The sequence below is a fragment of the Neisseria sp. CP9 genome, assembly GCF_047758525.1.
Lineage (GTDB): Bacteria > Pseudomonadota > Gammaproteobacteria > Burkholderiales > Neisseriaceae > Neisseria.
Map to the genome: position 1 here is coordinate 2,046,715 of NZ_CP180502.1, position 12,642 is coordinate 2,059,356.

Annotated in this window: 12 protein-coding genes; 2 read left to right on the forward strand and 10 right to left on the reverse strand. The window is 53.9% G+C overall.

Annotated features, from left to right (window positions below; translation table 11 throughout):
- The first annotated feature begins 60 nt into the window (after positions 1–60).
- The gene (locus ACMYUL_RS09845; protein ID WP_415772946.1) at positions 61–996 is read left to right on the forward strand and encodes a protein C- splicing region; all 936 of its coding nucleotides are present in this window, start codon (positions 61–63) and stop codon (positions 994–996) included.
- A 67-nt stretch (positions 997–1,063) separates the two neighbouring features.
- On the opposite strand, the gene parE is transcribed toward ACMYUL_RS09845, so the two are convergent.
- From parE to hisC, 4 genes are all read right to left on the reverse strand, one after another.
- Positions 1,064–3,049 carry a DNA topoisomerase IV subunit B gene (gene parE, locus ACMYUL_RS09850; protein WP_415770266.1) on the reverse strand — a complete coding sequence of 662 codons (1,986 nt, stop codon included), beginning with the start codon at positions 3,047–3,049 and terminating at the stop codon, positions 1,064–1,066.
- A gap of 69 nt (positions 3,050–3,118) precedes the next feature.
- Entirely contained in the window at positions 3,119–3,643 is a 525-nt protein-coding gene (locus ACMYUL_RS09855) for an RNA pyrophosphohydrolase (protein ID WP_003743450.1), read from the reverse strand.
- A 394-nt stretch (positions 3,644–4,037) separates the two neighbouring features.
- Positions 4,038–5,009, reverse strand: coding sequence for an imidazoleglycerol-phosphate dehydratase HisB (gene hisB / locus ACMYUL_RS09860; RefSeq protein ID WP_342032287.1), 972 nt, complete (start codon positions 5,007–5,009; stop codon positions 4,038–4,040).
- A gap of 30 nt (positions 5,010–5,039) precedes the next feature.
- Positions 5,040–6,119, reverse strand: a complete 1,080-nt coding sequence (gene hisC / locus ACMYUL_RS09865; protein WP_415770269.1) for a histidinol-phosphate transaminase — start codon at positions 6,117–6,119, stop codon at positions 5,040–5,042.
- Between the two features lie 616 nt (positions 6,120–6,735).
- Here hisC and ACMYUL_RS09870 point away from each other — a divergent pair.
- Entirely contained in the window at positions 6,736–7,743 is a 1,008-nt protein-coding gene (locus tag ACMYUL_RS09870; RefSeq protein WP_415770271.1) for an IS5 family transposase, read from the forward strand.
- A 340-nt stretch (positions 7,744–8,083) separates the two neighbouring features.
- Here the strand turns inward: ACMYUL_RS09870 and ACMYUL_RS09875 are convergent, their stop codons facing one another.
- The 6 genes from ACMYUL_RS09875 to ACMYUL_RS09900 form a co-directional block, all read right to left on the reverse strand.
- Entirely contained in the window at positions 8,084–8,506 is a 423-nt protein-coding gene (locus tag ACMYUL_RS09875) for a hypothetical protein (protein WP_415770273.1), read from the reverse strand.
- Between the two features lies 1 nt (position 8,507).
- Positions 8,508–9,311 carry an NUDIX domain-containing protein gene (locus ACMYUL_RS09880; RefSeq protein WP_415770275.1) on the reverse strand — a complete coding sequence of 268 codons (804 nt, stop codon included), beginning with the start codon at positions 9,309–9,311 and terminating at the stop codon, positions 8,508–8,510.
- 75 nt (positions 9,312–9,386) lie between these two features.
- Positions 9,387–9,764 carry a holo-ACP synthase gene (gene acpS / locus ACMYUL_RS09885; RefSeq protein ID WP_003744561.1) on the reverse strand — a complete coding sequence of 126 codons (378 nt, stop codon included), beginning with the start codon at positions 9,762–9,764 and terminating at the stop codon, positions 9,387–9,389.
- 53 nt (positions 9,765–9,817) lie between these two features.
- A complete protein-coding gene (pdxJ, locus tag ACMYUL_RS09890) occupies positions 9,818–10,546 on the reverse strand; it encodes a pyridoxine 5'-phosphate synthase (RefSeq protein WP_415770277.1) in 729 nt (242 codons plus the stop codon).
- A 60-nt stretch (positions 10,547–10,606) separates the two neighbouring features.
- Positions 10,607–11,347, reverse strand: coding sequence for a DNA repair protein RecO (recO, locus tag ACMYUL_RS09895; protein ID WP_415772948.1), 741 nt, complete (start codon positions 11,345–11,347; stop codon positions 10,607–10,609).
- 403 nt (positions 11,348–11,750) lie between these two features.
- Positions 11,751–12,608 (reverse strand): c-type cytochrome, encoded by an 858-nt coding sequence (locus ACMYUL_RS09900; protein WP_003755035.1) that lies wholly within the window; start codon positions 12,606–12,608, stop codon positions 11,751–11,753.
- Positions 12,609–12,642: the final 34 nt, after the last annotated feature.

The following is a 12,642-nucleotide window of genomic DNA, read 5'->3' on the forward strand; positions in this document are numbered from 1 at the left end:
ATTTATCATAGCTATTTTTTCCAATCAGAAACTTTTAAAAACACAATTTCGGGAAACAATATGAACAAATTGAATGGACAACACGCCGTAGAAAACGCCCTATCCTTCAGCATGGGCTGCTTTATGAAGGGCACATTGGTAAAAAGGCCGGAAGGCTGGACGCCGATAGACGAACTGAAGGTGGGTGATTTGGTGATGTCGCGACCGGAAAACGGCATCGGTGAGGCCGTGCCCAAGCGGGTGGTGAACACCTTCAGCTATGAAGACAAGGAAGTGGTGATGTTGAATTTCTCCCAATTCCCCGAAAGGAACGGGGGGGGAGCGGGAGCCCTGGTCGTTACTCCGAACCACCCGTTCTGCGTGTACGGCGTGGTCACCAACCTGATTCTTGAGCATCCTAAATTCGGTAAGCTCGGCGCCTATTGGAAGGGCTGCGATTACGACGACGGCGAAGACATGTTTGCCGGGGATGAAGGTAGGGCGAGATACGAAGCCCTGTGGGCATTTAAGCACACGCCCTATGAAATGCGGCTGTACGAACAGCCGGTGTGGAAGCGCGCCGACCAGCTTGAGCGCGGCGATGTGGTGTTGGGGTATGAAAATGATTATAAGGATTACTATGTAGTAGAGGATTACCGCCCGCTGTATGCCTACCGCGATACCGACCAGGCATGGATACAGCCGACCAATCTGGCCTACGGCTGGAAAGAGTCGGATTTAGGCAACACCTATGAGATGGTGCTGAATGAAGAATCGCGGAACCGTCCGACATTGGATTGGGCGGACGTGCCGAACGACAAGAACCTGCTGTATGTGGACGAGAACGGGCAACGGCATTACCGCCGCTACCGCACCACGGTCTACAACATCGAGGTCGAGGATTACCATACCTACTGTGTCGATTATCCGGGCATCCTGGTGCGCAACCAGAATTGCGGCGCAGAGCGGCGCAGCCGGGTGGACAGTCTGGAAATCCGCGATGGCGGGCAACCATAACGCCGCTATTTGCAACAGAGGTCGTCTGAAATTTTCAGACGACCTTTCGCTTTTCAAACGAATAGCATCAAATATCCAATTCCGCCGTATCGCCTTCCCGTTCCATCCATGCGCGGCGGGCGGCGGCTTCGCCTTTGCCCATCAGTTTGACGAAAATGTCGCGTGTTTCGTCATCCGCGCCTTCGGGGATTTGTACCTGCAACAGGCGGCGGGTGTCGGGGTGCATGGTGGTGTCTTTGAGCTGGTCGGGGTTCATCTCGCCCAAACCTTTGAAACGGCTGATGGAATAGGCGGTTTCTTTGACACCTTCTTTTTGCAGCCGCTCCAAAATGCTGTCGAGTTCGTTTTGGTCGAGGGCGTAGAATTTGCGGGCGGGTTTGCTTTTGCCTTGTGCGTTGACATCGACGCGGAACAGCGGCGGCTGGGCGACGTAGATGTGTCCGTCGGCGACCAGTTTCGGGAAGTGGCGGTAGAACAGGGTCAACAGCAAAACTTGAATATGCGAGCCGTCCACGTCGGCATCGGACAGGATGGCGATTTTGCCGTAGCGCAGGCCGCTTAAGTCGGGGTTGTCGTTGATGCCGTGCGGATCGACGCCGATGGCGACGGAAATATCGTGGATTTCGGCGTTGCCGAAGAGTTGGTCAGGATGGACTTCAAAGCTGTTGAGCACTTTGCCGCGCAGGGGCAGGATGGCTTGGGTGGCTTTGTCGCGGGCGAGTTTGGCGGAGCCGCCGGCGGAATCGCCTTCGACGAGGAAGAGTTCGTTTTCGCGGATGTCTTCGCTCTCGCAGTCGGTCAGTTTGCCGGGCAGGACGGCGACGCCGCTGCCTTTTTTCTTTTCGATTTTTTTAACCGAACGCATCCGCGCTTGTGCCTGACGGATGGCGAGTTCGGCGATTTTTTTGCCGTAATCCACGTTTTGGTTCAGCCACAATTCCAAAGGGTCGCCCGATACGGCGGCAACGAGTTTCAGCGCGTCCCGGTTGGTCAGTTTGTCTTTGGTCTGACCTTGGAATTGCGGGTCGAGGACACGGGCGGAGAGGACGAAGGCGGTTTTGCCGAACACGTCGTCGCTTTGTACTTTCACGCCGCGCGGTAGGAGGTTGTGCAGATTGATGAAATTGTTGACGGCGTTGAACACGGCTTGTTTCAAGCCTGCTTCGTGCGTGCCACCCAAAGGGGTAGGAATCAGGTTGACATAGCTTTCGTTGGCGCACGAACCTTCTTCCAGCCAGGTCAGGGCAAACGCGGCGCCTTCGCCGATGCTGAAATCGCCGTTGTGGTCGTCTGAAATGTAGTTTTCGCAGGAGAACAGCGGTACGGCTTCTTGCGCGTCGGCAATCAGGTCGGTCAGATAGCTTTTCAGGCCGTCGGGGTAGTGCCAGGTTTGGGTGTGCGCTTCGTTTTCGCCTTTGACCGGGCGGGTCAGGGAAACGCGCATGCCCGGCAACAGCACGGCTTTGGCGCGCAGCAGGCGTTCGAGTTCGGGGATGCTGTAATTCGGGCTTTCAAAATATTTGCCGTCCGGCCAAACGCGCACTTCGGTGCCGCTGTCTTTGACGGCGCATTTGCCCACTTGTGCCAACGGTTCGACCACATCGCCTCCGGCAAACACGATGCGGTGGATTTTGCCTTCGCGTTTGACGGTTACCTCAAGGCGGGTGGAGAGGGCGTTGGTCACGGACACGCCCACGCCGTGCAGGCCGCCTGAAAAGGCATACGCGCTGCCGCCGTCTTTTTTGTTGAACTTGCCGCCCGCGTGCAGACGGGTAAACACGAGTTCGACCACGGGCACGCCCTCGACAGGGTGCAGCCCGACGGGAATGCCGCGCCCGTTGTCGTGCACGGAAAGCGAACCGTCGTCGTGGATGCGCACGTCGATTTCGGTGGCGAAACCGCCCAACGCCTCGTCCGCCGCGTTGTCGATGACTTCTTGGCAGATGTGGGTCGGGCTGTCGGTGCGGGTGTACATGCCGGGACGTTCTTTGACCGGCTCCAAGCCTTTGAGGACGGTGATGCTGGATTCGCTGTATTGGTTGTTTTTAGTCATAGGGGAAGAGGTCGTCTGAAAGGAAGAACAACGCTTTCAGACGGCCTGAAAGCGTTGTGTTTCGTTGTTTTATCGGTTGTCAAAAGGCAGGCGCGCGGTAAAGTCTTCGTAGCTTTCCATGCCGCGCAGGAAGCGGGAGGAGAGTTCTTTTAATGCCCCCAAGTAAACGTCGCGTTTGAAATCAATCACTTCGTCAACGGGAGCCCAATATTGGTGCCAACGCCAGCCGTCAAATTCGGGATGGTGGCAGGCGCGCAGATTGATGTCGCTGTCGCGCCCGACCAGCCGCAAAAGATACCAAATCTGCTTCTGCCCGCGATACGAACCGCGCCATTCGCGGCGTACCCAGTGGCTCGGCACGTCGTAACGCAGCCAGTCGCGCGTACGGCCGACGATTTTGATGTGTTGCGGCAGCAGCCCGACTTCTTCGTACAGCTCGCGGTACATGGCGGTTTCGGGACTTTCGCCCGGCTTAATGCCGCCTTGCGGGAACTGCCAAGAATGTTCGCGCACACGCTTGCCCCAAAAGACTTCGTTGCGGTTGTTGATTAAGATGATACCGACATTGGGGCGATAGCCTTCTCTGTCTAACACGGTGTCGCCCTTCGTTAAATTCAATCGTGCGATTTTCCCATAAATCGGGCGGGTTTGACAAATCTGAGGTCGTCTGAAAACCTGTCGTGCCTGTTTTCAGACGACCTTTTTGGGGTTTGTGGGTAATGATAGGTAAACAAGGTGTGTGGTTTGACGAGATGCTTTTGAAGAGCGGAATCTGTGGATGAGATTTGGGCTATGGATTTTTATTTTGGGTTGTCTGCGATTTAAGATGGATTTACATCAATGCGGGAAAGAGGCGGGGCAGATGCTTTCTGCTTTCATTTGCGATGTTTTACCGACTTACGTTTTGAACAATGCCTGCTGCAAATGCAAAGGTCGTCTGAAAACCTGTTTCTCGGTTTTCAGACGACCTTTTTTTCATTAAAGCGGATTACTCTTCGCTTTGCGCTTCTTCTTTTTCAACGGCAACGGATTCGTCGCTCAAAGTGCCTTTGGTGGACGGGGTTTGTCCTGCCATGCGCGGGTCGTATTCTGCCGCCATGCGCAGGGCGCGGCCGAAGGCTTTGAATACGGTTTCGGCTTGGTGGTGGGCGTTGCAGCCGCTGAGGTTGTCGATGTGCAGGGTCATCATGCTGTGGTTGACGACGCCGTGGAAGAATTCTTCAAACAGGTCAACGTCAAAACGTCCGATGAGGGCGCGGGTGAAGTCGATGTTGTAGACGAGTCCTGGGCGGCCGGAGAGATCGATGACAACGCGGCTCAAGGCTTCGTCGAGCGGAACGTAGGCATGACCGTAGCGGCGGATACCGGCTTTGCTGCCCAAGGCTTGTTTCAGGGCTTGACCGAGTACGATACCGATGTCTTCTACGGTGTGGTGGTCGTCGATGTGCAAATCGCCTTTGCAGGTGATGTCGAGGTCGATCATGCCGTGGCGGGCGACTTGGGCAAGCATATGCTCAAGGAAGGGGACGCCGGTGTCGAGGCGGTATTGTCCGGTGCCGTCAAGATTGAGGTTGAGGGTGATTTGGGTTTCGCTGGTGTTGCGGGTGATGCTGACTGCGCGGCCTTCTGCGGGCATATGGAATGCCGGTGCGGCGACTGCGGCAGCTTGGGCGGCACGCTCTTGGCGGGCGGCTTCAGCGGCTGCGGCTTTTTCTTTATCTTTGCTGTGGTCGCGGTTTAACCAGCCTTTGCGTTTGTGCATTCCGGCTTCGAGTTTGGCGGCAAGGCTGGGGCGGATGCCGCGCGCTTTTTCGTCTTCTGCCTGCTCTTCAAGGCGGCGTTTCAGTTGGGACAGGGATGCCGCGTTGTCGTAACCGCATTTGCGGGCAAGTTTGGTCAGCGAGCCTGCTTCTTCGACAAGCTGCAGGAAATTGGCAAGGTGGAGTTGAGTGATGGTCATAATTTTACTCTCTATGGGGTTTTAAAAAAGTCAGGCATAAAGCTTGCGGATAATATCCAGTACGGCATCGTTTTGCTCGGGACTGCCGACGGTAATGCGGACGCACTGCGCCAAAAGCGGATGCGTGCCGTGGAGTTTCTTAATCAGGATGCGGTTTTCTTTAAGCGTGTTAAACAATGCGTCTGCATCGGGAACGCGCACGGTAATGAAATTCGCTTCGCTGGTGAAGGCTTTCAGACGACCTATGGCGGACAATTCGCTGAAAACGCGTTCGCGCTCGGCTTTTAAAATATCGATGGTCGTCTGAATCGCGTCGTGGTGTTGCAGGGCGAATTTGGCGGTCGCCAAGCTTAATTGGTTCATATTGTAGGGCGGCAGGATTTTCGCCAGCTCGCCCATTACGGTAGGGCTTCCTGCCGCATAGCCGATGCGCAAACCGGCAAAACCGATTTTGCTGATGGTGCGCATCACGACCAGATTTTCGATGCTGCCCGCCTGTGGCAGAAAACTGTCGTAGCTGAATGCGCCGTATGCTTCATCGACAACCACGATACCCTGCGTCGCGCGGATAATGGCTTCGACTTCTTCGCGGCGGAAACAAACGCCTGTCGGATTGTTCGGATAGGCAATGAAAATCAACGCGGGCTGATGTTTTTTAATGGCGGATAAAACGGCGGGCAAATCAAGCGTGAAATCTTCATTAAGCGGCACGCCGACGTAATTCATGCCGTACAGCTCGGCATTGTGCCGATACATCACGAAACTCGGCTCTACCGCAAGCATGGTCGCGCCTGATTGTGCAACGAGCAGGGTCAAGAATTGGATTAACTCGTCCGAGCCGTTTCCTAAAGCGATGGCGGCGGCTTCAGGAATATCGAAGGCTTTTCTTAAAGTATCCTGCAGCCCGCTGGCGGCAGGATTAGGGTAAAGCTGAATCGGCGCTTGGGCAATCAGCCGCAGCCATTCGTTTGACAGCTCGGGAAAACGGGCAAACGGATGATACGGACTTTCCATTGCATCCAGCTTGATGAAGCCTTCAGGTAAGTCGGCAATTCGGTAGGCGGACATGGCTTTGATGTCGTCGCGGATGAAATTGGAGGCGGTTTTCATAAGTTTTCTTCTCCATTTCTGAATAATGGTTATTTCGTCACAATATAGCACAAAATCAGAGTATTGACAGTAATATAATTAATAAATGGGATATTTATATTATTTTTATAATGAAGCTTTGATATAAATATTGAACCCGAAGATATTTTTTGAATATTCTTGGGATGCGTTGTCTGTTTTTATTGATAAGCAAACTTAAATAGGGAGATTTGGAAGCATTAGATTGCGATGTGGGTGGGTTTTTAATATTTTCATTTGTTTTTAAGGGGCTGGGACATGGTTGGATAATGTGCCGCATCTGTTTCTTTTACGTTTGTCGGCGCGGGGAATGGATTGGGGATAAAGAATGAGGGAAGCGGATTGGAAACAGCTTGATGGCGAAATCCCAATATATTGAATATGGAATTGATATTTTGATTTTAATGGGATTTTTAGCTTATCGGCTTGATGGGGAATTCAATATAGTGGATTAACTTTAAATCAGGACAAGGCGACGAAGCCGCAGACAGTACAGATAGTACGGCAAGGCGAGGCAACGCCGTACTGGTTTAAAGAGACCTTTGCAAAATTCCCCAAAATCCCCTAAATTCCCACAAAGACATTTAGGGGATTTCTCATGAGCACCTTCTTCCAGCAAACCGCCCAAGCCATGATCGCCAAACACATCGACCGCTTCCCATTATTGAAGTTGGATCAGGTGATTAATTGGCAACCGATCGAACAGTACCTGAATCGTCAAAGAACCCGTTACCTTAGAGACCACCGCGGCCGTCCCGCCTATCCCCTGTTGTCCATGTTCAAAGCCGTCCTGCTTGGACAATGGCACAGCCTCTCCGATCCCGAACTCGAACACAGCCTCATCACCCGCATCGACTTCAACCTGTTTTGCCGTTTTGACGAACTGAGCATCCCCGATTACAGCACCTTATGCCGCTACCGCAACTGGCCGGCGCAAGACGACACCCTGTCCGAATTGCTGGAACTGATTAACCGCCAACTGACCGAAAAAGACCTAAAAGTAGAGAAAGCATCCGCCGCCGTCATTGACGCCACCATTATTCAGACCGCCGGCAGCAAACAGCGTCAAGCCATAGAAGTCGATGAAGAAGGGCAAGTCAGCGGCCAAACCACACCGAGCAAAGATAAAGATGCCCGCTGGACAAAGAAAAACGGTTTATACAGACTCGGTTACAAACAACATACCCGTACCGATGAGGAAGGCTATATCGAGAAACTGCACATCACCCCCGCCAATACCCATAAGTGCAACCACCTGTCGCCTTTGCTGGAAGGTATAGCCGAAGGCACGACCGTCTATGCCGACAAAGGCTACGACAGTACGGAAAACCGGCAACATCTGAAAGAACATCAGTTGCTGGACGGCATTATGCGCAAAGCCCACCGCAACCGTCCGCTGACGGAAGCACAAACCAAACGCAACCGATATTTGTCGAAGACCCGTTATGTGGTGGAACAAAGCTTTGGTACGCTGCACCGTAAATTCCGCTATGCCCGGGCAGCCTATTTTGGTCTGCTCAAAGTGAGTGCGCAAAGCCATCTGAAGGCGATGTGTTTGAACCTGTTGAAAGCGGCTAACAGGCTAAGTGTGTCTGTTGCTGCCTAAAAGGTGGCCCAGATGCCTGATTATCGGGTATCCGGGGGGGATTAAGGGGATATTTGGGTAAAATTAGGAGTGATTTGGGGGAGAGAAATAGACGAAAACCTGTGTTTGGGTTTCGGCTGTCGGGGGAAGGGCTTTTTTGCAAAGGTCTCTTAAAGTTAATCCACTATATAAACAGGCATGGTTTTATGTTGTACAAACCTGAAGAAAGCGATTGTTTAGTGTGAAAAACATCTAAACAATCGCTTTCATAATATATGGACTCTTTTTAGATTTCTGATTGAAATTGAACCCGTGATGACTCATCCGACAAAAGTTTTTCATAGGAATACGCGTAGAACGCTTACTGGGCGGTAAAGGTCGTCTGAAAAGTCTGTCCGCCTATGGTGATGTCGGCGATGTAGTCGCGTCTGCCTTCGACGCAGACGGGCAGACGGATTTGGCGTGCTTGCCAGGTGCGCGGGGATTGTTGTTGGAGCATGTAGCGGTTGAAGCCCATGTCCATGTCTTTCATGCTGAAGCTGATGCTGACTTGTTGTGTTTCGGCAGGGGCGTTTTCGACGGTGATGTCAAAGGCGGAACGGGTACTGATGGGAGTGGAGAGGATGTGTGAGCCGTCGGGTAGGGTGCAGCCTTTGATGAGGTCGCACTCGGCGGCGCGGGCTTGGGGTTGTTGTTTCTGCCACCAGTCCAGCAGCAGGAGTTTGGCGGCGGCGAAGAGAATGAGGAGGACGCCTGCGATGAGGAGTTTGCGGTTTTTGTCCATTTCAGACGACCTCGGTGTCGTTGTCGGTCAGGACGGCGTGTGCGCCTGTTGAAAGCCAGCGGTCGCGATAGCTTGAAACCAGTGTTTCGGGCGTGGCGACAACCAGTGGAACGGATACGCCTTGTTCCAATATTTCAAGCACTTGTCGTGCGCTTGCGTCGTCGTTGACTTGCCAAACGACGACGTCGGCATCTTGCACGCGCTGCCATTGTTCGCGGGTGTGTACCAATACCCAAACGCTTTGGGCTTGGGGTAGCTTGCCGAGCTTGCACAGTTCGGTTTCTGAGATGAGGATGTTGGCGTGGTGCGGTTCGGCTAGGGAGTAGGGGGCGACGCGGTATTCGCCGGTGCTGTTTTGTCCGTACAAACCGGTTTTCAGACGACCTTGAAGCCGGCGTGGGACGGAAAGGGCGCGCAGTAGCGGACCGTTGGCAGGCAGCATGGGGGCGACGTTGAAATCGCCCGCTTTTTGCCACGACCATGCCTGTCCTTCGCGGGATTGGGGTTCGCCCGTCCATTGGTCGGGGTTTACCCATAGGAATTTCAGGCAGACGCGGGCGTGTTCGTAGGAATGGATTTTGGTCAGCCAAGGCGTGGCGGCGAGGATGCGGATGCCGAGTTCTTCTTCAAACTCGCGTTGCAGGGCTTGGAAGTCGGTTTCGCCCGCTTCGACTTTGCCGCCGGCAAATTCCCAATATCCGGCATAGGGTTTGCCTTCGGGACGGGAACTGAGCAGGTAGTCGCCGTCTTGGTTGAGCAGGATGCCGGCAACGACGCGGATAAGGGGGCGGGTGTCTTGGGTCATGGGAATGGGGAGAAAGGTCGTCTGAAAATTCGGAAAGGTCGGATTCGGGAATCCGACCTGCCGATGGATATTGTCTTATTTTTCGGCAATGACGAATGCCAACACGGTGTCTTCTTCGTCGCTCATGCTGAGGCTGACGTGGCTGATGCCTTGTTCTTCCAGCCATTTGGACAGGGCGGGGGCGTAGAAAAATTCGGGTTTGCCCAATGCGTCATGCCCGATGCCGATATTGCGAAAGGAAACCGCGCCGCGTATGCCCGTACCGACGGCTTTGGCGAAGGCTTCTTTGGCGGCAAAACGTTTGGCAAGGTAGTTGACGGGTTTGCCTGCTTGCGGAAATTCGAGCAGTTCTTCGGGTGTGAGGATGCGCTCGGCAAACGCTTGTCCGAACTTTTTGCTCAGGCGGATAATGCGTTTGAGTGAAACGATGTCTGTGCCTATGCCGTAAATCATGCGGTGGTCTCCTTGTTGAGAGAAGGTCGTCTGAAAAAGTGGGGGTCGCCGTATCAAGGCAGCAGTCTTGCCCTGAACATGGTTTCCTTCATCTGGCGGACGGCTTCGGGCAGGCCGAGGAAGAGGGCTTGTGCAATCAGTGAATGCCCGATGTTCAGCTCGCGGATGGCGAGGATTTGGGCGATGGGGGTAACGTTGTGTATGGTCAGGCCGTGTCCGGCGTTGACGACCAAGCCCAAATCGCTGGCAAAATGCGCGCCGTTTTGCAGACGCTCGAATTGTTTGATTTGTTCGGCGTGGCTGTGTGCGTCGGCGTATGCGCCGGTGTGCAGCTCGATAACGGGTGCGCCGACATCATAGGCGGCTTGGATTTGCTCGTTGTCGGCATCGATGAAGAGCGAGACGCGGATGCCTGCGTCGGTCAGGATTTTGGTGAACCCGGCGATTTTTTCTTGTTGCGCCAATACGTCCAAACCGCCTTCGGTCGTGATTTCCTGACGTTTTTCAGGCACGAGGCACACGTCTTGCGGCATGACTTTGAGAGCGTTTTCCAACATTTCTTCGGTCAGTGCCATTTCAAGGTTCAGGCGCGTGCGGATGGCGTTTTTAACTGCGAACACGTCCGCGTCTTTGATGTGGCGGCGGTCTTCGCGCAGGTGCATGGTAATCAAATCCGCACCGTGCGTTTCCGCGACCAATGCCGCTTCCACGGGGCTGGGATAGGTCGTACCGCGGGCGTTGCGGACGGTGGCGATGTGGTCGATGTTTACACCTAAGAGCATGATGTGTCCTTTCTTTGGATTTTCAGACGACCTGCCGTTGGAAAAGGTCGTCTGAAAAAGTTAAACGCCGAAACTGAATTGCTGGAGTTGTTGCAAAACCTGTCTGGATTTAATGCCTTCGGGCAGGAGGTTGTCAATCAGCAGGCGCGTGATTTTTAAAGATTGTCCAAGGCTTTCGGGATGGGTGAAATCGCCCTCGCGCAGCTGGATCAAGATGTTGCCGCCGACTGCCACGCCATGATTGCGCGGATTGAAGCGTTCGGCTTCTTCGATGGGAACGACCGCGTTTTCAGGCGTCAGCCAATAGGTTTCTTCGGCGCGGATTGTTTCGCCGTTGCCATCGTGGAACAAATCGGGCGCGAATCCTAAGCGGTTGAGTAAAGTCCATTCAAAGCGTCTCAACGCAGCGGTATGACTGTTTTCACCGCATACCGCCCGCATTACCGCTTCCAGCGCATCGTAAAGCTCGGGTATCGGGTCTTCGCGGGTTGTCAGCTTGAGCATCAGTTCGTTGATATATAAGCCGCTGAACAAAGCCCTGCCTTGCGGTTGCGGCCAGCCGCCTATCCACTCCGCGCGGTGCAGCGTTTTCAACTCTTGTGAACCGTACCACGATGCGCTGACCGGTACAAACGGCACCAACACGCCGCGCAACTCGCTCTGCCGCTTGCGCGCACTTCTCGCCAGCAAAGCCACGCGCCCGTAACGGCGGCTGAACACTTCCACCCACAAACTGCTCTCGCGCCAAGGGGCGGAAGCAAGCAGGAAGACGGGTTCGTGGTTGATGCGCTGGTTGGTCATGGGCAGTTGGTCGGGAGTGTGGAAGGGGTGGGTTATGGTGTGGTGCATTTTACCAAAGCGGGTAGGAGGTCGTCTGAAAATATTTTTGTTGTTTAGAATGCTTTGAATATCAAGAGGGAAAGGGTAAGGCAAAATCAATCGATGGGTCTGGTCGATTTGTATAGTGGATTCACTTTAAACCGGTACGGCGTTGCCTCGCCTTAGCTCAAAGAGAACGATTCTCTAAGGTGCTGAAGCACCAAGTGAATCGGTTCCGTACTATCTGTACTGTCTGCGGCTTCGTAGCCTTGTCCTGATTTTTGTTAATCCACTATATCTTTTAGGATGGCGAACGGCTGCAAAAAAAACGCACCTTGTTTAAGGGTGCGTTTTTGACGGGATATCAATAGCGTTCTTGAACAAATCAGAATTTAGCGCCTGATTGGTTGGCCATGTAGTCGACCGCTGCTTTGACTTCATCGTCGCTCAGGCCGGCGTTGCCGCCTTTTGCAGGCATGGCGTTGAAGCCTTCGAGAGCGTGTTTGTGCAGGGTTTCTTTACCTTGTTTGATGCGCGAAGCCCATTCGTCTTTTTTACCTATGCCGGGAATGCCGGGGACTGCGCCGCCGTGACATGCCTGACAGGTTGCTTCGAAAACTTTTTTACCGTCTGCGCCGGAAGCTGCAGGAGCGGCTGCGCCTTTGTCTTCGGCTTTAGGTGCATCGGCTGCGGGGGCAGAGCCGGCAGCGGCCGGTGCGGAGGCGGCTGCATTGCCTGAAGCGGCTTGATCGGCAGGTGCTGCGGCATCCGGATCAGGGAAGGTACCGCCGCTCTTGTTCGCCATGTAAGTGATGACGCGTTTGAGTTCTTGGTCGGTCAAATCGGCTGCGCCGCCTTTTGCAGGCATGGCGTTAAAGCCGTTCAGAGCGTGTTGGAAAAGGGTATCGAAGCCTTGCGCGATACGGGGAGCCCATTCGCCGTTGTTTTCGATTTTCGGCGCGTTGGGGACGGATTTGTCTGCGCCGTGACACTGGATACAGATTTTGTTGAAAATCTGATCGCCTTTGCGTTCGCCTACCGGAATGCCGTCTCCCAAGGTAAGCTGTCCTACGGGCTGGATGCGGGTTTGGGTGGCGGTTTCGGAAGATTGGGCAACGTCTGCATACGAGCCGCTGCCCGCCAATTTGATGAGGAAGTAAATGACTGCAATGGCAATAACGATACCGCTCACAAGGGTAAACAATGCAGAGCCTTGGGCTTTGGAGTCGCGGAGTTGTTTCATTTGGTAGGCCTCGCCGTTAGGTTAGGTTGTGCTT